Source organism: Anabaenopsis elenkinii CCIBt3563 (genome assembly GCF_015245355.1).
Lineage (GTDB): Bacteria > Cyanobacteriota > Cyanobacteriia > Cyanobacteriales > Nostocaceae > Anabaenopsis > Anabaenopsis elenkinii.
The window spans coordinates 860,301-881,818 of the sequence record NZ_CP063311.1; the positions used below are offsets into that span (position 1 = coordinate 860,301).

The 21,518-nt window shown below is 40.9% G+C and carries 13 protein-coding genes and 2 pseudogenes; 4 read left to right on the forward strand and 11 right to left on the reverse strand.

All coding sequences use genetic code 11. The features are described from left to right. The first annotated feature begins 58 nt into the window (after window positions 1–58). Window positions 59–973, forward strand: coding sequence for a metallophosphoesterase family protein (locus tag IM676_RS03940; RefSeq protein ID WP_200989011.1), 915 nt, complete (start codon window positions 59–61; stop codon window positions 971–973). A 91-nt stretch (window positions 974–1,064) separates the two neighbouring features. On the opposite strand, the gene pcrA is transcribed toward IM676_RS03940, so the two are convergent. The 4 genes and pseudogenes from pcrA to IM676_RS03960 all read right to left on the reverse strand — a co-directional run. Beyond that, the gene (pcrA, locus tag IM676_RS03945) at window positions 1,065–3,392 is read right to left on the reverse strand and encodes a DNA helicase PcrA (RefSeq protein ID WP_200989012.1); all 2,328 of its coding nucleotides are present in this window, start codon (window positions 3,390–3,392) and stop codon (window positions 1,065–1,067) included. Between the two features lie 130 nt (window positions 3,393–3,522). Next, window positions 3,523–3,870 carry a hypothetical protein gene (locus IM676_RS03950; RefSeq protein WP_200989013.1) on the reverse strand — a complete coding sequence of 116 codons (348 nt, stop codon included), beginning with the start codon at window positions 3,868–3,870 and terminating at the stop codon, window positions 3,523–3,525. Window positions 3,871–3,920: 50 nt separating this feature from the next. Further along, the gene (locus IM676_RS03955) at window positions 3,921–4,946 is read right to left on the reverse strand and encodes an IS701 family transposase (protein WP_200990024.1); all 1,026 of its coding nucleotides are present in this window, start codon (window positions 4,944–4,946) and stop codon (window positions 3,921–3,923) included. Window positions 4,947–5,025: 79 nt separating this feature from the next. Continuing rightward, window positions 5,026–6,042: pseudogene (locus tag IM676_RS03960) on the reverse strand (RNA-guided endonuclease InsQ/TnpB family protein); the annotation flags it as partial. A 61-nt stretch (window positions 6,043–6,103) separates the two neighbouring features. Here IM676_RS03960 and tnpA point away from each other — a divergent pair. Further along, window positions 6,104–6,513 (forward strand): annotated as a pseudogene (tnpA, locus tag IM676_RS03965) (IS200/IS605 family transposase). Between the two features lie 64 nt (window positions 6,514–6,577). Here the strand turns inward: tnpA and IM676_RS03970 are convergent. From IM676_RS03970 to IM676_RS03980, 3 genes are all read right to left on the reverse strand, one after another. Continuing rightward, window positions 6,578–8,302 (reverse strand): sensor histidine kinase, encoded by a 1,725-nt coding sequence (locus IM676_RS03970; RefSeq protein WP_200989014.1) that lies wholly within the window; start codon window positions 8,300–8,302, stop codon window positions 6,578–6,580. 487 nt (window positions 8,303–8,789) lie between these two features. Next, complete coding sequence (gene metK, locus IM676_RS03975) at window positions 8,790–10,082, reverse strand: methionine adenosyltransferase (RefSeq protein ID WP_200989015.1); 1,293 nt, start codon at window positions 10,080–10,082, stop codon at window positions 8,790–8,792. A 343-nt stretch (window positions 10,083–10,425) separates the two neighbouring features. Further along, on the reverse strand, window positions 10,426–11,430 hold the full coding sequence (locus tag IM676_RS03980; RefSeq protein ID WP_200989016.1) for a phosphoribulokinase: 1,005 nt from the start codon (window positions 11,428–11,430) through the stop codon (window positions 10,426–10,428). A 989-nt stretch (window positions 11,431–12,419) separates the two neighbouring features. On the opposite strand from IM676_RS03980, the gene petH reads away from it, so the two are divergent. Then, entirely contained in the window at window positions 12,420–13,763 is a 1,344-nt protein-coding gene (gene petH, locus IM676_RS03985) for a ferredoxin--NADP reductase (RefSeq protein WP_200989017.1), read from the forward strand. A 166-nt stretch (window positions 13,764–13,929) separates the two neighbouring features. Beyond that, window positions 13,930–15,216 carry a homoserine dehydrogenase gene (locus tag IM676_RS03990; RefSeq protein WP_200989018.1) on the forward strand — a complete coding sequence of 429 codons (1,287 nt, stop codon included), beginning with the start codon at window positions 13,930–13,932 and terminating at the stop codon, window positions 15,214–15,216. 252 nt (window positions 15,217–15,468) lie between these two features. Here IM676_RS03990 and IM676_RS03995 read toward each other — a convergent pair whose 3' ends face one another. The 4 genes from IM676_RS03995 to IM676_RS04010 all read right to left on the reverse strand — a co-directional run bounded on the left by IM676_RS03995 (window position 15,469) and on the right by IM676_RS04010 (window position 21,315). Beyond that, the gene (locus IM676_RS03995; RefSeq protein WP_200989019.1) at window positions 15,469–15,906 is read right to left on the reverse strand and encodes a CAAD domain-containing protein; all 438 of its coding nucleotides are present in this window, start codon (window positions 15,904–15,906) and stop codon (window positions 15,469–15,471) included. Window positions 15,907–16,584: 678 nt separating this feature from the next. Then, on the reverse strand, window positions 16,585–17,043 hold the full coding sequence (locus IM676_RS04000; RefSeq protein WP_200989020.1) for a pentapeptide repeat-containing protein: 459 nt from the start codon (window positions 17,041–17,043) through the stop codon (window positions 16,585–16,587). 614 nt (window positions 17,044–17,657) lie between these two features. Further along, window positions 17,658–20,042, reverse strand: coding sequence for a peptidoglycan DD-metalloendopeptidase family protein (locus tag IM676_RS04005; RefSeq protein ID WP_225880447.1), 2,385 nt, complete (start codon window positions 20,040–20,042; stop codon window positions 17,658–17,660). A gap of 811 nt (window positions 20,043–20,853) precedes the next feature. Further along, window positions 20,854–21,315 (reverse strand): tRNA (cytidine(34)-2'-O)-methyltransferase, encoded by a 462-nt coding sequence (locus tag IM676_RS04010; RefSeq protein WP_200989022.1) that lies wholly within the window; start codon window positions 21,313–21,315, stop codon window positions 20,854–20,856. Window positions 21,316–21,518 lie beyond the last annotated feature (203 nt).

A 21,518-nucleotide genomic window follows, 5' to 3' on the forward strand; every position in this document is an offset into this window, starting at 1 on the left:
CTTCATTAATTATTAGTTCTTCAGCTAAACTAACTAGATATTGAGTTTGGTAAGTTTTATGAACCTGAAACGCCGTGAATTCTTATTTTTAGGTACTCTTGGCACTATGGGAACAGGACTTTTAGGCTGGAAACTAAGTCAACACAATACCCAACTTAGTGATATTCCCAGTTCAGCAGTATTAGCTGCAACCCCACCCAAACAGAATTTACTCTTGCGTTTTACCTCCGTTGCAGATACTGGGACTGGCGCTAGAGGTCAGTATGCTGTAGCTGGGGCGATGAATTATTATCACGAGCAAAATCCTTATGATGTAGTGGTTTTGGCCGGAGACAATATTTATAATGATGGCGAAATTGAAAAAATTGGTGCGGTTTTTGAACGTCCTTATGAAAAATTGTTGACCCAAGGTGTCAAATTTCATGCTTGTTTAGGTAATCATGACATTCGCACTGAGAACGGCGACCCTCAAATCAAATATCCCGGCTTTAATATGCAGGGGCGTTATTACACATTTCGTCGGGATGCAGTGCAATTTTTTGCTTTAGATACTAACCGTAATGCTGAATGGGAAAATCAAGTTATTTGGTTAGAACAGGAATTAAGCCAAAGTGATGCTCTTTGGAAAGTGGTATTTGGACATGACCCATTTTATTCTTCGGGTCACTATGGAGTTAGTCAATCACTAATTAAACGCTTTACGCCTTTATTTAAAAAGTATAATGTGCAACTTTACATCAATGGTCACGACCACCATTATGAGCGTACTCGTAATATTGATGGTACCACCTATTTAACTACTGGTAGTGGTGCTGGTGTTCGTCCTGTGGGGCGTTCTCAGTGGACAGAATATTCTGCCGAAAGGTTGGCTTTTGCTAGTTATGAGGTCTATCCAGACAGAATTGAGGTCAAGGCCATGGGTACTGATAAACGAATTTTTGATCAAGGTGTAATTCAGTTTAAATCTGTTTAATTCCTGAGTCTCCGGTGGGTAATACCCACCAAATAAATTACCAAGATGAAACTAAAAATGCCGTTGTTTATCCAAGAGTCAAATCATACATTTATTGGTCTACTCTTTGTAACTGGGCTAGGTGGGGGTCAACAATTTTCTGTCCTAAACTGGGGAATTTAATCGCTACAGATACTTTATTTCCCTGTCCAAAAACATGAGTAATTTCACCCATGCCAAACGCTCTATGTAATACCTGGTCACCCACTTGCCAATTTTGGGGTGTATAGGGCTTACCGCCAGCTTTGGCGGTAGTTTTTCTCTGGGGGTGACGGTTTCGATGGGGAGTGTTTAATAATTCTTCGGGTACTTCATTAAGAAACTGCGATCGCATAGCAGGCTCACGAGAACCATATAAGCGGCGTTCACGAGCGTGTGATAAATATAACCTTTCCTGGGCGCGAGTAATGCCCACATAACATAGGCGGCGTTCTTCTTCTAAAGCTGCTGGGTCGTTAATAGAACGGTAATTAGGAAATAATCCCTGTTCTAATCCCACTAAAAACACCACAGGAAATTCTAACCCCTTAGAAGAGTGCAAGGTCATTAAAGATACTGCCTTTTCCCCTGCTTTCAAATTATCCAAATCAGAACTGAGGGCGCTACTTTGTAGAAAGGCTGTGAGGGAAACCTCCTCACTTTCTTCTTGAAATTGGAGTACGGCGTTATAAAGTTCCTGGACGTTTTGAATTCTCTCTTCGGCCTCATCTGTACCTTGATTTTGCAGGTCTTTAATATACCCAGACTGGTCTAGCAGCTCTTGTAAAAGTTGGGAAACTGAAACTGTTGCGGCTTTTTCTTTGCAGTTGTTAATCATTTGAGCAAAGTTATTCACAGCTTTAGCCGACCTTCCCGCCAAGGTATTAACCGATGTTTCATCACTGAGTATTTCCCACAAGGTTATCCCCAGTTCTTGAGAGGCGTTAACTAAGCTTTCAATGGTGGTTTTACCAATACCGCGCCGGGGAGTATTGATGATTCGCAGTAAACTAACTGTATCAGCAGGATTGGCGATCGCTCTCAGATAAGCTAAAACATCTTTGATTTCTTTGCGATCATAAAACTTCATTCCTCCCACAACAGTATAAGGAATTTGATTCCTGACTAAAAACTCTTCAAAAGGTCGTGATTGGGCATTAGTCCGATAAAGAATCGCAAAACTACCCCAGTCTAACTCAGGATTTTGCTGTTCTAAACCAAGAATTTGCTCAATGACAAACTCAGCTTCTTCAATTTCATTATCTGCTTTATGACAATAAATCTCCTCACCCCTTCCTCGTGTGGGTTTGAGGACTTTATCAATGCGTTGAGTGTTATTCTCAATTAATTCGTTAGCAGCTTGCAGAATATTCTCACAAGAGCGGTAATTTTCTTCCAACTTCACCATGGAACGGGTATCATCATCAGCTAAACCATCACCAAAGTCTTGCTGAAATTCTAATAAAATAGTGAAGTCAGCCATTCTGAAGCTGTAAATAGACTGGTCTGCATCACCCACCACAAACACTGAGCGGTTTTTCCATTCCCATGCACTCTTGTTCTCCTCACCATTAGTCACTAACAAGCGAATCAAATCATACTGAGTGCGGTTAGTATCTTGATATTCATCTACAAGGATATGGCCAAACTTACCATGCCAGTAACCTAAAACCTGCTCGTTTTGCTGAAATAATCTTGTAGGGACGAGAATTAAATCATCAAAGTCCAGAGCGTTATTTTCTGCTAACTTATCTTGATAAAAATTATAAACCTCAGCGATCACCCGCCCGCGATAATTGGGCTGTTGGCGCTCAAAATCCCGGGGTGAAAAGCCTTGATTTTTAGCGTTACTAATGGCATAGCGCACAGAGCGAGGGTCAAATTTCCTATCATCTAAATTTAGCTGTTTACTAACAATCTCCTTAATTAAACTTTGCACATCGGATTCATCAAAAATCGAAAAATTACGAGTCCAACGCCGTCCTGTTTCATCTTGGTATTTTTCAATATCAAACCGGAGAATCCGGGAAAATAAACTATGGAAAGTGCCACACCACAAGTCTTTAATGGTATTTTTATAGACTTGCGATCGCAACTGCATTTGCTGGTATTCTGTCAACACATCAAATTTTTGGCCATGTTGTTTTATCGCCAAGTCTTCAGCAAATAGCTTTTGAATGCGTTCCTTCATCTCCCGCGCAGCTTTATTAGTAAAAGTAACCGCCAGGATATTCTCTGGATGAACACGGTGTTTAAGAATCAGGTTAGCAATGCGATAAGTCAGCGCTCGTGTTTTACCCGAACCTGCACCAGCAACAACTAACAACGGACCGCAATAGTGTTCCACGGCTTGACGTTGGCTGGAGTTCAGATGGCTCAGAAAGTCAATAGTGGTTGTCATAGCCGTGTATCTAAATCATTGACTACTTGCATATTAGCAGAGTATGTGAGCCATAAGCTTGTACCCACCTCCCTTAATCTTGCTTGACTTCTCCCTTGGTTGAAACACAAGGGATTCTAAACTGATGTTGCTACGCGGTCTGAAGACACGCTACGCAACGTTTACGATATGATTTATTTAACCTAATAAACAAGTCATATCGTTGTGGCACAGTCAAAGATGCCCTACCCACCTCGGCTAAACATAAACCTAGCTGTGTGGCTACTTTTCTTAAAATATTTGCTGCAGCTTGAGCATCTGCGGAGCTTAATAATCCTTTAGCAGATTGGTATAATCCACGTTTGACCCTTTTACCTGACGGTTTCCATCCTGCGGGTTTTTCACCATGCTTGTAGAGGCTATCGTCATCCAGGTAAGACGCTTTTGATGTATACGCTTCTTCCGTTAATGTCACAATAATTCCATATTCGTTAGCCAATTCCTTTAATCTAGGACTTACGCATTGACAAAAAATATGATCTATGATATCTAGATCATGCGATCGCTATTAAGATTAGCAAAAATATGCTCACGTACAACTAAAGTAAACAGATTCCGTTGTATTTCATACCAATTGCTAATTATTTTTTCAGAGCGCATAAACTCCAACTTAACAAAAGCTTGAAGTGAACAAAAGATGTGAGTCTTAATTGCATGAGTATCCCTAACCATGAACCGACAAATTCCACATACTTGTTTTATGGCTCGATGAAAGGTTTCAATTCCCCAATGAGTATCATGAATTGTCATAAATTCATTTCTAGTTATATCCTCGATTCTTTCCTCATCTGGAAGATACAAAATATAGTGTCTAGAGTCTTCTTTTTTAAAGTCTTTCCTCAACAACTTTATAAATCCAAATTCTTTCAGATGAGTCCTTAATCCTTCTTCGGGAATAGCCAGAGTGCTTACTTGACAATACTTGTGTGGCTCATTTGAAACAGTTCTATTTTTTTCAATTCCGAAGAGAAAACCCAATTTCTGGTTTTTTAGGAATTTCAAATTTTCTACTCCTGAATACCAACTATCACCTGTTACAATTCTGGGTTTGACTCCCCAGCTTATTATTTCACTTACCATTTCTCTAAAATAATCGTTTTTTGTTTTTCCCTCCTTTTTATCATATATTCTGTAATTTATTGGCACTGAATTACCATGAATATCACTGTAATATAGAGTGATTAAATTTAAGCCAATAATTGTTTTATGGGCTTTACCTGACCAAAAATAACCGATTAATTCAGCATTTTTGGGGTCGCTGTAAATCTTTTCTATCACTGTATCATCTACACTTAGTATTCCTCCTACCAAGTTAATAACTTTTTCTATAATGTTGAATAAATCTTTCGGTTCATATCGCTCTCTCAATAAAAAGCGATTCACACTATCATGTGAAACGTCTCCTAATATCTCTGCTAACCTACTGCACCCCCCAAACTTTGGCTCTGACAGTAAAAATAAGGTGTATAGGTCTAGATTGCATTGCGCTGTGGATGGTTTCGTGATTTTTCTAATTGTCTGATACCTAGCAAGTAGACGACCTATATTTATCAATTCACTATTTTGTTATTCTGTCAATGCGTAACTCCTAAAATCTTTGAATCAATCTCCCTGTGGGGATGGGGACAAAGTTTTGATTGTTTGCCTTACCTAAATTAGCATTAACTTTTTGTCCTTGATTCCATCCAATAACTATATTTCCTATCTGGTCATTCAGACATCTGTTAACAATGAATCTAGCTGCTTTGTTAATGGCATCTCGCATCTGGTTATTGCGTTTGCGTTGAATACGGTCAAGGTTAGCATCCCAATAAAAATCAGACTTACCTTGCTTATATTTGGCAACTAAACGGCAATAACCTTGATTCATTGATTTTAGTTTCTTACCATCAATGATTAAACTTTTGCCAAGAGTAGAAACACCTGTTAACCAATTTGTCCCTCCGTGGTCAAATCCCCACGCTTGGGAGTAATCAAGATGTGGGTTGTTTTCAATTGGTTGTTTACCATCATCAATTACCCAGTCAATCCAGAAAAGACCATAATAAGGACGAACTGTTACTTCCTTTACCCAATCGGAATCAATAAAATCAGGCAAGGTTAGCTTAATATCTGTGATTAATTCTGGTTTGGTTTCTTTACTTATGGATGGCTTGAAATAACCATCTTTAAAAGTAAGTGCTTGCCTTGGAAATGTTACTGCTGCTAATCCTCCTTTTTTACGATACTTAGGTAATGAGGGTCTATCAAGCTCTCCGTTGTAATAAGCTTTAACCAATCCGTTATAACTGGTTATTGCTTCACCAACTAGTTTTAAGGTTTGTTGTGCTGCTTGTGCGGCTAAACTTTTGTAATGGGGGTTATCTTTAAGAGTTTTATCTAATTCCGGGTAAGTTGTTTGGCAATAATAAGTTTTCCATCCACTACGCAATTCGTCGCCAGACCAATAAGTTGTAAAAGCATTGTCCATGCTTTCCAGTCGTGCGTAATGACTTTGACGAGTATAGTAAATTGCACAATTTATTAAGCTATTTGAGTGTTGGCATTGGTCAACCCAAAAAGCTTTTTCTTCATCAGTGAATTTAGCTCTGATTGGAATTGTTCTGTACAATCTTTACTCACCTACTGTTTAGAAGTATAGTTGTAACAACTATTAAAGTCAACAATACACAATGGGTAAATTATCAAAAGAAGATTATGAGTACAGACGAACCGAAAACTCTGTATCATCAATCAACTACCACTTTGTTTTTGTACCAAAGCGTAGAAGACCAGTATTAATTAAAGATGTTGCTGCACGATTACAAGAAATTATTTTTGACTTAGTTACTGAACATGGATGGAAATTAATTGCACTTGAAGTTCAACCAGACCTCACTTTTTTATTAATGCGCCGACCCATGAATCCCCAGCAGATATTGCTAGATGGGTTAAAGGTAGGGCGTCGAATTATTTAAGAAAAGAATTTCCACAATTAAAAAAACTGCCTTCTTTGTGGACTCCAACCTACTTTGTTGCGACAACTGGACAGGTAAGCACTGAGGTAGTTAAAAAATATATTGAAAACCAGCGTGGGAAATGAGCAAACACAAAGGATAAATCCCCTTGAGTCGGGTTTCATCACCCTCGCTGAAGCGGAGGGGTTCTCACCCTCCCACTATATTTTCGATAGTCAGTGGTAAGTGAACAGTAAAAGTAGATCCCACACCGGGCTGACTTTTCACAAAAATCTCACCACCCATCATCTGACAAAAGTGGCGGCTAATTGCTAAACCCAATCCTGTACCACCATACCTTTTTGTGGTGGATGTGTCCCCTTGTGTAAAAGGTTTAAATAATTGTTGCTGTTGACTCTCAGACATCCCAATTCCTGTATCGGTGACGCTGAAAGTAATTACACCAAAAGGAGCATCTGGGAGTAGGTCTGTCTTTTCCCGTTTGACCGTTAAGGTTACTTTACCATTCGTGGTAAACTTAGCAGCATTACTGAGTAAGTTTAATAATACTTGCTTCATCCTCGTGCGATCTGCGTACATTGTACCCAGTTGCTGATCACAATGCACTTCTAAGATATTCTTATTTTTTTCAATAGCGGATTTAACTGTTAGAACTACATTATTTATCAGCGCTGCAATGTCAAATTTTTCTGGGTAGAGAGTCATTTTCCCCGCTTCAATTTTTGACAAGTCTAGGATGTCATTAATCAGTTCTAGGAGATGTCTACCAGCCAAATTGATGGTTTCTAAGTCAGTGATAAAATCTGGAGATAAATTTAAATCTGTGGCGTCGTCTTGCAGCAGTTGACTCAAGCCAATCACCGCATTTAATGGCGTGCGTAATTCGTGGCTGACGTTGGCTAAAAATATGCTTTTCGCTCTACTCGCAGCTTCGGCTAATTCTTTAGCTTGTTCCAGTTCTTTTGTCCGCTCAGATACACGTTCAATTAATCGATTTAGGGACTTGGCTAATAAGCCAATTTCATCTTCAGTGGTGACGGGAGCGCGTAAATCAAAATTAGATTTTCTAGCTACTTGTTCAGCTACTTGAGTTACAGTAATTACTGGTTCAGCGATCGCCCGGCTAGTACGCCAAGCGATAATGGCAGCGGTGACCACTGATACTAGCATACTCATGATTACAATAAACCGCTCAACTTTTTTAGCCTGCTCTACGTCTGCGTGCCTTGCTTGTTCTTGATTTTCGGCCAGTTTGAGGATATTAGTTAATCTTTGTGAGAGTTGGTCGAGCTGCATGGCTATTTCACCACCCATGATTTTTAATAATTGCTCTCGTGTAACTGCGATCTTTTCGGGTTGAGGGCCAAAGTCCTGCAAGACAGTCTCTATTTCATTCAGGTATGATGTTAAGCTAATGCCATATTCATGTAATAAAACTTGTAAGTTAGAACTTTTTGCTGCTAATCTATCTGGTTTTCTCTCGATATATTGGGCAATTTCCCGCTCTAAACTTTTAGCTGTGTTAACACTTTGCAAAAAATTGTTTTTTTTATTTACTAATCGTTGTGAATTTTCTAATACCGCCACTAAATTCGAGCTATACAATTGTGCATCTAATACCGCGTCCTTATAATTAGTAAGTAGTTGTCTTTGTTCTTGGGCTTGATTGAATTGTCTGATTTCTCTTCCTCTGTAATAATTGGCAATTACTAACCCAGTAAGTGCCCCAAAAAACCCAATTCCGATAGCTACAAAATAACCATAACCAATCTTTTGATGTATGCGCCAGGAACTGGCTTTGAGTTTCCCGGATGAAGGAAATTCTATAGTTGGGAGTTCAGTCAAAGGCTCTTCTGCTGGCACTTTTTTGCTCTTGAAACTGCTAGTAAGAGGAATTGGTTTTTGAGTTTGCATTTCTCAAATCTCCTAAACCTCCCGCCAATATAATCGCATCAGTCTTGTTTGTCAGATCACTCACATTTATTGATGATTAGCATTTAACATGATCTTTTGTCATACAATAAATAATTGCTGACTAGATAATTATCAAGAGTAAATTATTTTACGAAGATACCAAAATCCCTGATTAGTGCAACTTCGTGATCACTATAGCGGTTATCACCTGAATTATGTATACCTATAGGCCCTAGCCATATAATTAATTACCACAGAACATATTTATACAAAAAGTAGGGGAGTTGTGGAGCAGATCCTGAATGGTTGATCATATCTGTTAACCGCTCTATCATCACTCCAGGGTATACAGATAATTACGTTAGTTGTGGCAATATTACGACTATTCACCCTATACCCCCTATCTTAGCTCTAACCCTGAAAAATGCACAGAGTTAATCTAGGTTTTTTGATGGGAAACCTAGAAAACCCACTTCCATGACTGGGGTTATATTGCTAGCTGGACACTATTAGTGCAGTCTTTAGCCCCTGGGGAAAGGGACTGTGTTACTAGCTGCTTCAACAGTTCAGCTTTATCGGTGCGCTCCCAAGGTAAATCTAAATCATTCCGCCCAAAGTGACCGTAAGCCGCGATGTCCTGATAAAAACGTCCGCCTCGTTCACTCGGTAAATTACGTAGATTGAAAGTATCGATAATCCCTGCAGGACGTAGTTCAAATTGCTCTTTGACTAATTCTAGTAAGGTTTGATCATCTACTTTCCCAGTACCGAAAGTCTCCAGAAAAATGCTCACGGGTCGCGCTACACCAATGGCATAACTTAGCTGAACTTCACACTTTTGAGCTAAACCGGCGGCGACAATATTCTTGGCCATGTAGCGAGCTGCATAAGCTGCAGAACGGTCTACCTTTGTGGGGTCTTTACCGGAAAAAGCGCCGCCGCCATGACGGGAATAGCCGCCGTATGTATCAACAATAATTTTCCGTCCTGTGAGACCAGAGTCTCCTTGAGGTCCACCAATGACAAATTTGCCCGTGGGGTTGACTAAGAAACGTGTTTTCTGATCTGGCTTAATGTCAATGTCACCAAAAACAGGTTCCACTACTGCTGACCAGAGGTCTTGTTTAATTTTGGCTTGTATTTCTACCTCATCCGTAATTTGCCCAATATTTTCTGTGTGCTGAGTAGAAATTAGAATAGTGTCGATACCTACCGGATATCCGTCTTCGTAGGCGACGGTTACTTGTGTTTTACCGTCGGGGCGGAGGTATGGCAATTTACCTGTTTTGCGCACTACTGCCAATCTGCGAGCTATACGGTGAGCAAGACTGATGGGTAAGGGCATCATTTCCGGTGTTTCGTTGCAAGCGAAACCGAACATTATACCTTGATCACCGGCGCCAATTTGATCGAACAGTTGATCACTATCCTGCTGGCGTGTTTCTTGGGCAGTATTAACACCTTGGGCAATATCGGGTGATTGTTCATCTAAAGCAATGAGAACACTGGCACTATCCGCCGAAAAACCATTAATAGCATCTGTATAGCCAATTTCGGCTATTTTCTGGCGGGCAATGTTAACGTAATTCACATGGGCTTTACTGGTAATTTCACCAGTGATTAGTACCAAACCAGTATTAACCACAACCTCAGCAGCAACCCGACTGCTGGGATCTTCGGTGAGTAAAGCATCCAGGACTGTATCAGAAATCTGATCGCAAATCTTATCTGGATGACCTTCTGTAACTGATTCGGAGGTAAATAAATAACGTCTAGACAAAGAGTATTCCTCCTATTCAAACTAATTGTTACTGGCTAAATTTTGCTTATTCAGTCTAGCAACTAATGTATGAAATCATAACAATATTTACCCACTCAACAGTTAGTATTTGATTTATTTTTTTTTAAATTACACTTTTAGGATTTGCTTCATTATTCAGTAGTCATTACTTGCTGAGGTTACATACCCCCCCTACCCTGGGGCTAGGATAGCCAACTTATCTTGAGTATGATTGAGGAATAATGACTGCTACTAAACAGATGATCAACTGAAAATTTTTCTGATATAAGAAAGGGGGAAACATCAAAGTACCCCCGAAACCTGCAATACAAGTACAGATGACTTAAACTTGGACTGCTAGTTTAGCTTCTTTTGCTGTTAACCGCTCGTAGACGCTACGCATTTTCAAACCTGTCAGAACTTGGAATAGCCCAGTTCCATTGTTGGAGCCTGGATACTCACGGTGTTGGAGTAGCAAGTGAGTCATCTCACCTTGATATTTGGTGGATGTTTTACTCAAATGGGTTTCGATATAAATAACTTCATCAAGGTTGTCGAATTGACCGTCTATTTCTAATACGGAAACATAACGCCCGTAGTAAACATCAGAGCCATAGTAGAGTTGCATACCAGGGTATGAACAAGTTAGTTTGCGTCCGCAAGGAGTCCAGTTAATGGTTGAACCTTCATCAAACAAGTAGGTTGGTTCAAAGCCTTCCTTATCTTCACGTTGGAGCATACGTACCCGTAGTACTCTGCGATCCGTATCGTTTTTAATCAGGTTTGTGGGTAGTACTTGCAGGACTACATCGGCAAATTCTCTTTGTGGCTCAATGAATTTTTCAAAATCGGGTTTACGAGAGTTGATCTGAGCTAAAACGTCTTCATAGCGATGTCCTCTTTCTGCCATATCCCGCTGGATTTTCCAGGCAATTTTGACTTCATCACTAATATCGAAATAGACGCTGAAATCAAGTAGCGATCGCACACGCTCATCATATAAAGGATGTAGGCCTTCCACAACTATGATGTGATTTGGCTCGATGCGCTCCGGTGGATCAATCATACCGGTTTCGTGGTTATAAATCGGCTTATTAATCGCTTGACCTTCTTTAAGGGCTTTGATTTGCTCATACATCAGGTCGAAATTGTTAGCTCTGGGGTCAAGTGCAGTTATCCCAGTTTCTTTACGCTGTTTGCGGTCTAGGGAATGATAGTCATCTAAACAGATAACTGTCATGAACTCTTCACCAAATAAATCTATTAAACGGCGCAAAAAGGTAGATTTACCGCATCCAGAGTCTCCGGCTACTCCAATCAAGACCACGCGTTCCGGTTTAGCTGTCATAAATTTCCTCTAAATACTAAATGTGTCAATGTGTCAATCAATATTTTTTCACACAGAAGATTCTGAAACCAGGAGTTGACGCCATTAGTTGTTCCTGTCTTCTTGCTACTCCGCAGGCATATGATATAATCAGACGGCAATACAACCAAGTCATAGTTGTATTTCGTCCGGCTAATATTTAATCCCCGACGGGTAAGTATTTAATCCTAGTGGTGTACTTGATTTTAACAGAAGTGGGTATTCCATCACAACATTTGCTTTCAGAAACAATCTCCTGGTTGACAAGCATCTTGATGATTTAGTTATTCATTTTAGATGGCCAGGCATTCTCCCCAAAACTGGTGTCACAAGTTTTACACTTATATGGCTCGATTTTATTATGTATAATAATTTGTTAGCCAGATGAATTTTTCTAAATCAGAAAATTTGAATTAGCCACCGGTGATATAATAGATAGTGCAAGTAAGATCACCATAGACGTGTTAAAACATCCTAGTACCGAGCAATGCCGGGAGCGGACATACAGTGAAGGTTAATACCTTGATATCGGCTTGGAAAAATGCTTGCGAGGGTAAATCTGGAGGGGGTTTTAGGGCACGGATGACTGGAAACTAGACAAACCCTGATGTGACAAAAATCTGCCGCTAAAACCGCCTTTATAGCGGCGAGAGTGTCAAAAGTCATTGTATCTTAGCCCTTGGGTGGTGAAAAGCTATGTCCTTCACAGGGGTAGTATTTCACGAAAAAAAAGATTAAATTGACTCAATATTAACATTCTGCCCAAAATTTCTCCTATACCTTAGAAGGTGAACAGGTGTTTTTTTTGCTATCCCTGTATGTCTTTGGTGAGTGACCCTAGTATGGCATTAGCTAATGATGCCGCTTTCCCAAAGTGTCAGTTTTAGTAACGGAAAATCCGATAAACTAAAACTGACAAAAGGAAAGAATTTTTGAGAAACGGTTAAGTAAAAATCGGAGTGTGAGAAAGAATGTACAATCAAGGTGCTGTTGAAGGTGCTGCCAATAAAGAATTAGGTAGCCGCGTCTTCGTTTACGAAGTGGTGGGTCTGCGCCAAAACGGAGAAACTGATCAAACCAACTACCCAATTCGCAAAAGTGGCAGTGTGTTCATCAGAGTACCTTACAACCGCATGAATCAAGAAATGCGACGGATCACTCGCCTAGGCGGCAAAATTGTTAGTATCCAATGTGTAAGTGCTCTAGAAACACTCAATGGTAAAGCCTCTGATAACAGTGAGGAAGACAAGCAAGAGTCTGTAGTTAAGTCTGAAACATCTGCTAACAGTGAGGGAAATGGTAAAGCCACACCTGTGAGTGCAAATAGTGAAGTCAAAGGCTTTGCTAAATCGCCGGCTGAAGAACAGCACAAGAAGAAGGACAAGAAAGGTAACACCATGACTCAAGCAAAAGCCAAAAAAGGCGCTGACGTTCCTGTTAACACTTATCGTCCTAATGACCCATTTGTTGGTAAGTGTATATCTAATGAGCCCCTGGTCAAAGAAGGCGGTATTGGTATTGTTCAGCACCTGAAGTTTGACCTGAGTGGCAGTAATTTAAAATATGTAGAAGGGCAAAGTATTGGCATTATTCCCCCTGGTGTAGATAAGAACGGCAAGCCTGAAAAACTAAGACTGTATTCCATTGCTTCCACCCGTCATGGTGATGATGTGGATGATACAACCGTATCCCTATGTGTCCGTCAGTTAGAGTACAAGCACCCAGAAACCGGTGAAACGGTCTATGGTGTTTGCTCTACTCACCTGTGTTTCTTGGAACCTGGAGCCGAGGTGAAAATCACAGGGCCAGTGGGTAAGGAAATGTTGTTACCGGATGATCCTGACGCCAAAGTAATTATGATGGCAACTGGAACAGGTATTGCTCCTATGCGGGCTTACCTGTGGCGTATGTTTAAGGATGCAGAAAGAGCCGCTAACCCAGAATACCAGTTTAAAGGATTCTCTTGGCTGATATTTGGTGTGCCCACCAGTCCCAACATCTTATATAAAGAAGAACTCGAAGAAATCCAGCAGAAATATCCTGATAACTTCCGCCTGACCTATGCCATTAGCCGGGAACAAAAAAATGCTCAAGGGGGCAGAATGTATATCCAAGACCGTGTGGCAGAATACGCAGATGAGCTGTGGCAGTTGATTAAAGAAGAAAAAACTCACACTTACATTTGCGGTTTGCGCGGTATGGAAGGTGGTATTGATGAAGCCCTGACTGTTGCTGCTGCTAAGGAAGGAGTAGTTTGGAAGGATTACCAAAAGGAACTCAAAAAAGCTCATCGTTGGCACGTGGAAACTTACTAAGTTAGTCCATAGTTATGACTCATTAGACTGAGGCGACTAACATAGCAGAAAAGCACAATAAATAGGGTGGGTGAATAACCCACCCTAAAATTGTTTTATAGCGATAGCTGAGAATAGCTTTCTCAGTGCTTAATTCACAAGTAGCAATCAGAAGGGTGCAAAATTTGTGGGAGTGAAACTAGGAATATTAGGATTGGGTACTGTCGGTACAGGTACAGTGCAATTACTGCAAGATGTGGTGGGACGTAACCCGTTATTGCAGGAAATAGAAATATATCGCGTGGGAGTGCGATCGCTTGACAAAGTCCGGGAAGTGGAATTACCATCCCATGTCTTAACTACAGATTTAGAAGCCATTGTCAACGATCGGGAGGTGGATATAGTCGTTGAGTTAATTGGTGGATTAGAACCAGCGCGATCGCTGATTCTCACAGCTTTAAAGAATGGTAAACACGTTGTTACCGCCAATAAAGCCGCCATTGCGCGGTTTGGGGCAGAAATTTTTACAACTGCAAACCAATCCGGCGTCTATGTGTTGTTAGAAGCTGCTGTGGGGGGCGGTATCCCGGTGATTCAACCTCTGAAGCAGTCCTTAAGTGTTAACCGTATTAATACTGTTAGTGGTATTGTTAATGGTACAACTAACTATATACTCACCCGGATGCAAACGGAAGGTAGCAACTTCAGCGATGTCTTAGCCGATGCCCAAAGATTAGGTTATGCAGAAGCTGACCCCACCGCTGATGTAGACGGTTTAGACGCAGCCGATAAAATTGCCATTCTGGCATCATTAGGCTTTGGCGGACGCATCAACCTCGAAGATGTCTATTGTGAAGGCATTAGGCAAGTCAGCAAGACAGATATTACCTATGCCGAAAAATTGGGATTTGTGATTAAATTATTAGCGATCGCTAAACAATACACAGACTCATCTTCTCTGTCCGTCAGAGTTCATCCCACCCTAGTACCAAAAACACATCCATTAGCTAGTATTAACGGTGTTTATAATGCCATTCTTGTAGAGGGAGAACCCATTGGGCAGGTGATGTTTTTTGGTCCTGGTGCCGGTGCGGGTGCCACGGCCAGTGCTGTGACCTCAGATATATTGAATTTAGTTGCTGTCCTCAAAACCAGTACAACCCAGCCAAATCCACTATTAATTTGTGGACACCAAGATTACTGTCAAATTTCACCGATCACAGAACTAGTGACGCGATTTTATGCGCGGTTCCTAACCAAAGACCAACCTGGAGTGATTGGAAAATTGGGTACTTGCTTTGGCAATTATGGCGTTAGCTTAGAGTCAGTAGTCCAAACGGGCTTTCAGGGAGAATTAGCAGAAATTGTAGTTGTCACCCACGATGTCCGAGAAGGCGATTTTCGGCAAGCCCTGGCAGCAATTGAGAATTTAGAGGCCATTGATAGTATTCCCAGCTTATTGCGAGTGCTATAACAGGAGACAACTGGAAATTTAATCGAGATATGGATAATCTCAATATTAACATTGAGATAAAAGTACGCACTTTCAACAAAATTATACCTTTTGTTGTTTGTAGTAATTGCCCTGGCTGCCTGTTTTTGAGGACTAAAGGCCTCTGTTAGAGACCCTAGGTAAACCCTCGCAGCGATTTAGAATGGATATGGCCGCCAGTTGCCATCCCCCAGATCCCTGACACTGGACTGGGGGAATTGCCACCTGGATTAATTACGCTTCTGGGCTATTTTTGCCGACAACTTGCGATTTGAGGGTGGTGATTTCAGTAGTTAGCTCTTTCCGGGTCGAGGCTTTGAGCAAATAGCGATAAACGAACCACGCCGAGTAGCCAATACCAATCAATTCAAAAGTTGGTGCTACTAAAGGAATATCATTCAAAGAGTCTAATATGGCCAGAATTACCTTAACCGAAACGATTGCTGCCACAATTAAACCAACACTAACCAGAGGTTGCTTATATTGATTAAAGAAGCTTCCCAGGTATTCGGGTAGTGTTGCTAAAAAACCAGAGATTTGTTCACCGTATTTTTGCCATTGCTCTTGAGATTGCATAGGAGGCTGGAGTTTGGTAATGCTTCCTGTTTGGTTATTAATATCTGGCATTGCTGCCTCTTGAGATTTTGTTTGTGCGTATTCCGGTTCTTGCATTATCACTCCTATAAATTTAACAGTTGAGTTTATCTAATCCGGACAATTACAACCACAAAAGGCTGTGGATTAGGCAATGCACAAGGGCATCAGTACAATTGGTTTGGCTCAACAAAAGGTTTGAGTGTCCTATAACCATAATTGCCTCATCAGCTCTACTGCATCAACTACAAGGTATACAGTCAGCATGGGGATAGAAGTCAGAAAACGGCAATATCTCTTAAAATCAGCTTTCTGGATTCGAGATTTTGTCAATCACTGGGAATCCTCAGGTTGTAATTCTCCTATACTATGGCAGGTAAGCTATTTCCAGGTGAAGACACCAAGCCGCCTATCTTGAGAGCCGAGTTCTGACAATCAAATCATGCCAAAATCACACTACCTCACATTTATATAAGTTTATAACTGATATTCCACCTATCTTAAGCCAACTAGGGTAAATCCACTCATTAACAATTCATGTTAATGTCTAATAAAAATTATTATGTCTTCAAATATACTTTACACAACAAATATTTTCTGGTTAGTCTAAATGCATATCTGGTGATCAATAATTTAGAGACGTTCTCAGGAACGTCTCTACAAGGGTTTGAATTAAGGGTTTGAATTCACGCACATTTAAATTAAATTCGGTAGATGTTGAATGGATAACGATGAATACTGTGACCCACAGAGGTGCTAATCCCAGTCCGGGAACATATCTGCGGCATCTCCACCAATACCGATGCCAGTATGATAAATTTCAGCACCAGTGATTACCATGTCATCCATAGATGCACCATAGACATTAGAGTCATAAATCCGAGCGCCAGTCAAATTTACTCCGTTGAGATTAGCGTCCTTGAAATTGACGTTGGTTAGGAAAGCCGAAGTTAAATTTGCACCTTTCAAATTAGCATTAGTTAAATCTGCACCTTCGAGATTAACCCCTTCGAGGTTAGCACCGGAGAGATTTGCCCCTCTTAAATCGGCACCAATTAAATGAGCACCGCTGAGGTTAACTCCTGATAAATCGCACTCAACACATTCTCTTGTTAAATTTAGCCTTTGTAAATCCTGGTAATTTCCAGCGTTAACCCTGCTAGTTATAATTAGGGGAGTTGCTAAGGCCATAACCGCGAATAGCTGGATTTTCATATGTTTTCCCCCTCTTTGTGCAACTAAATCCGTTCTTCTCCTCACGTTATTATTATCTCATGAAATTGCCGATAGTTTTTATTGTTCATACACAAGTTAATGGTGATCTGATAGAAATGGTTCGGTGATGTGAGACCTAGTTTTAACAAGTGTTTTGGGCGATGAATGACCCGGAAAATTGACTGATTTGCATGATTAAGCTAATGTTAAATATTGTGAATAATTCCTAGTCTTTTGTATAGTTTCACAGGGGATATTAATCTGTGCTCGACTCATAGGAAAATGACACTGTCTAGAGGGGAAAAGCAGTGGTTGAAGGCAATAGAAAATCCCCCATATAGTAATTTACAAAAATAAAAGCAAAAAGCTGACTGGTTGTTTTATAACTTTTCAACAGGTAATTTTCATCTTAGGGAACAGGGAAGGTGGGGTAAAACAATATTTGATACATTCATAACTTTGAAAACATCCTCTTACCCTGTCTACCCGACAGGAAGGAAGCAAGAATCCCACTGGCTTTCAGCCGTGGGAGTGTCAAGTGCATAGAAAGCAAAAGAGGGAGTTTAGCTCCCTCAATAAATCAGATAATTATTTATTTGAACTAGGTTAAGGAATTACAAACGTTCCTTTGGTAATAAGGCAATAGGATCGATTGCTCCCTTACCAGGTGGGTGGATTTCAAAGTGAATGTGTGGACCGGTGCTGAAACCAGTACTACCCATTTCAGCAATTTGTTGTCCTTGGGTCACTTGTTGACCGACGCGTACCAAAGTCCGGTTATTGTGAGCATAGCGAGTCAAACTGCCATCGGCGTGGCGAATATCCACAAGGATGCCAAAACCGCCTCGGTTCCAGCCAGATGTTTCCACCACACCGTCAGCGACTGCATAAATTGGGGTACCAGTGGCGTTAGCAATATCAATACCCCTGTGCATTCTTCCCCAGCGTCTACCATAGCCGGAGGTAAGCACACCTCGTGCCGGCCAGATATAGGTGGTGGAACTGGTGGAAAATGCTGGGGTAGTGGCGTCAATAGGTTTGGGTAGGTATTGATCCACTGCTGCCAAAGGCGGTAACTGTGGCTGTATTTGTGGGGTAACTGTGGTTCCCCTGCGGTCTCCTAGACTGTCAGAGATATCAGCACTAGTGGGAAATGTTGTTGTTTTCTGGTCAGATGAATTGAACTGAGCAGAAAACTGTGGATTGATTGGCTCGTTACCACGAGTACGGTTTTGGGAATTAGCAGATTGACTATAGGCTGGAATAGAAATGGGAATTGAAGTATTCTGTCCTCCCGCCGCCCGGCTAGAAGCTGCGGCATGATTTGGTGTAACAACAGGAATGGGTATGGGAGTCTTTTCTGGTTCTTTAGCGACTAGGTTGTTAGCATTCCCAGAGTTTTGATTGCGGTATTTCTCCCTTAATCTCTCGATTTCCCCATATAAGCTATTTGTTTGGGCGACAGGAATGGGTATGGGAGCCTTTTCTGGTTCTGTAGCGACTAGGTTGTTAGCATTCCCAGAGTTTTGATTGCGGTATTTCTCCCTTAATCTCTCGATTTCCCCATATAAGCTATTTGTTTGGGCGACAGGAATGGGTATGGGAGCCTTTTCTGGTTCTGTAGCGACTAGGTTGTTGGCATTCCCAGAGTTTTGATTGCGGTATTTCTCCCTTAATCTCTCGATTTCCGCATGTAAGCTACGCAGACCTTCATGATCTATGCTGCTGACCTCTTCTTCACCGGAGTTTTGATCGGGCTGCCTTTGGGCATATATGGTTGGTACCGGTATATCGCCACCTAATCCCTCAGCATTAACATTAGTAGGTTCTGTCTCTGTGTATACCTGTGTCTGCTGATTCGCAATTACTGGTATGGGTATACTCACACTGTCATTATTGGTATATCCTGGTAACTGTGATGAACTGGCAGGTAACCCGGGGTAGATACTGGCGGTGGTTACAGGGTAGTTGGCTGGCTGGGGCGCAGTATTCGAGTAGGGGCTATTGGAGTTAAGTACAATTGGTACATGTATGGATCTAAAGCCCCTCACTTCAGTCGCCGGAATAGTCAATCTTTGGCTAATTTTGAGTTGATCTGGATTGCTCAAATTATTTGCCTGGGCTAGTTCTGCGACGGAAATATTGTACCGACTAGCGATCGCCGCTAGTGTGTCTCCAGGTTTAACCTCGTAATCTTTACTACCCGACAAGGCCACAAATTGCCGGGGTCTTTTTAAAGCTTGGGAATTGGACTCACTTGTTTGTGGTGTTTGTGTAAATTCAGATACTAAATCTTGGGTATTGTCATGATTGACAGTGGATAACTCTTCTGGGTTTGCTATGCTTTCTATAGAAACTCTCTGAGTTTTTGATAAATTCTTGGTCTCCTCAGACCGCAACTCCGCCAGACTGTTTCTTAAACGGTTCGATTTTTCTTGTAAGCGATTTAGGGCAAATTTTTGCTGCGCCTTGAGTTGAGCATTAATTTCACCACTAGTATCTGTACTTTCTATTACCTGTACCTCTGGTTTTCCTGTGAGGTTACCTGTCTGAGTTGATAATCCCCCTAATCCAGTCAATTCTGAGTTCAAGGATGTAGAAACACTAACTGGCTGAGATGTTTGGCTCGCAGTAACTGGCAATTCAGGCTCAAGACCGGGTAATTGTGAAATCGCCCTTGGTTCGAGGATGACAGAATTTTTTGGCATCCTTGCTGAGAAGACTGTTTGATTTCCCATCTGTGTGGCAGAAAATTTCACTGTATTATCAGAGGCAGCAGGAATTGTTGAGGCTACTTTTTGGCTACCTACGGGAGGGGCTGCCTGGACTTGATCACTTTGTCGAGTCACCAAAAGGCTGCTTGCTCCCATGGATATAGCCAAACTAATCATGGCTGCTTGTTTACCTACCCGGTGATTAACCTTGGGATTCAATAAAGTATTTAGGTTTTTTATGTTCTCCACCGTGGTATCATCACTGTCGGGTGTATTTTTCAGCACAGCCTTTTCTCTTTTTTTCAATGCTCGTTTCAAAGACGACCTCCTATGATCACTAGTGCTTAACTGATCTCGATTTTTCAGTCGGATACTAGTCAATGATTTAGATCACATCGAAAATGATAGATCAAGATCACGCTCACCAGAGATGCTCTCGCAAGATTAACTTACTTCTCTGATTTAGACAAGTTCACACATGGAATGCAAAACTTTAAAGTTGCTGTATTTACTTGTCCAGTTCACTACCTACACACCATAGAAATTTCACTTTTGACCTTTGTCTGTAATGCTTGTGCAAACCTTACTAGGAGTGAGTGAAGAATATTTATTCTATGTTCACCCACCCCATGTGGACGTCAGCAATATAGAATCTCCGGTTTTTGGAAAAGCAATGAACTATGTTGTAGATATATTCAAGGTTTTTTTTCTTGATCCGCCTTATCAATAGGAGACTTTACGTTGATTTGTCCCTAAAAATCAACCGTACACACTTCTAACTACTTTTGTATTCCTCGGAATTACTTATGCCACATAAATGTGCCAAATCAATAAACATAAAGGCTTTGAGCTTCTTTGTGCTCCTATTCGTCCCCCCGGTGTGTTCAGAAAAATCTATAACGTAAGTTCGGTATATCCCCAAAGTTAATATACAAATTTCTTATATGAATATGTTGGTTTTGGTGAGTATTTATCACTAAAACTGTTTATCAGGTATTTTTGTATAATCTTTAACTATATCGCTGGTCTTCCCAGAGTGTGTTTGGCAGCGATCAATTACACTCTGAGATCAAGATTTGCGATCAACTGAGGATTTTTAGAATAAATAACCCAACTGACGATGAGCTTCAAATAAACTGACTGCGACACTGACCGAAAGATTCAGACTACGGACATGAGGCTCTGACATTGGAATATAGAGTTTTGCATCGCACTCTGACAGGACTGTGGATGGTAAACCTGAGGTTTCGCTACCAAAAAGCAACCAATCATCCGGTTGAAACTGAAACGTGGCGTAATTGCAATTACCTCGCACAGTGAAGCCTAACCATCTACCTCCACGTTGTCTGTGTGTGGACTCAAAGGCTGCTAGCGATTCGTGATAGTGTAGTTTGACATAAGGCCAATAATCTAAACCAGCTCTTTTGAGATAGCGATCGCTAATTTCAAATCCTAAAGGAGCCACTAAATGTAGTTCCGTACCAGTTGCGGCACAAGTGCGAGCAATATTACCTGTATTTGGGGGTATTTGCGGATAAACTAAAACGACCTGGGGCATTGTCCGGATTTTTTTGTATGCCTCTATACTTAAATTATCATAACTCTATCATTAGATAGAGTCTATTCATAGGTTTTTCTAATAAATCTTAAGTAACACCTCGATATTATTTTTTTTTAACAAAACACAAGTTCCCTCAAACCCCACACACCAATAATCTTGGGCAGAGAAAATAATTTTGGAGATCCTGTAGCCAAATCTAC

Excerpts from the sequence above, each read along its gene's own strand:
- pcrA (WP_200989012.1), bottom strand. The coding sequence starts at position 3,392 with ATGACAACCACTATTGACTTTCTGAGCCATCTGAACTCCAGCCAACGT.
- IM676_RS03995 (WP_200989019.1), bottom strand. The coding sequence starts at position 15,906 with ATGCAAGAACCGGAATACGCACAAACAAAATCTCAAGAGGCAGCAATG.
- IM676_RS03970 (WP_200989014.1), bottom strand. The coding sequence starts at position 8,302 with ATGCAAACTCAAAAACCAATTCCTCTTACTAGCAGTTTCAAGAGCAAA.
- IM676_RS03980 (WP_200989016.1), bottom strand. The coding sequence starts at position 11,430 with ATGACAGCTAAACCGGAACGCGTGGTCTTGATTGGAGTAGCCGGAGAC.
- IM676_RS04000 (WP_200989020.1), bottom strand. The coding sequence starts at position 17,043 with ATGAAAATCCAGCTATTCGCGGTTATGGCCTTAGCAACTCCCCTAATT.
- petH (WP_200989017.1), top strand. The coding sequence starts at position 12,420 with ATGTACAATCAAGGTGCTGTTGAAGGTGCTGCCAATAAAGAATTAGGT.
- IM676_RS04010 (WP_200989022.1), bottom strand. The coding sequence starts at position 21,315 with ATGCCCCAGGTCGTTTTAGTTTATCCGCAAATACCCCCAAATACAGGT.
- IM676_RS03940 (WP_200989011.1), top strand. The coding sequence starts at position 59 with ATGAACCTGAAACGCCGTGAATTCTTATTTTTAGGTACTCTTGGCACT.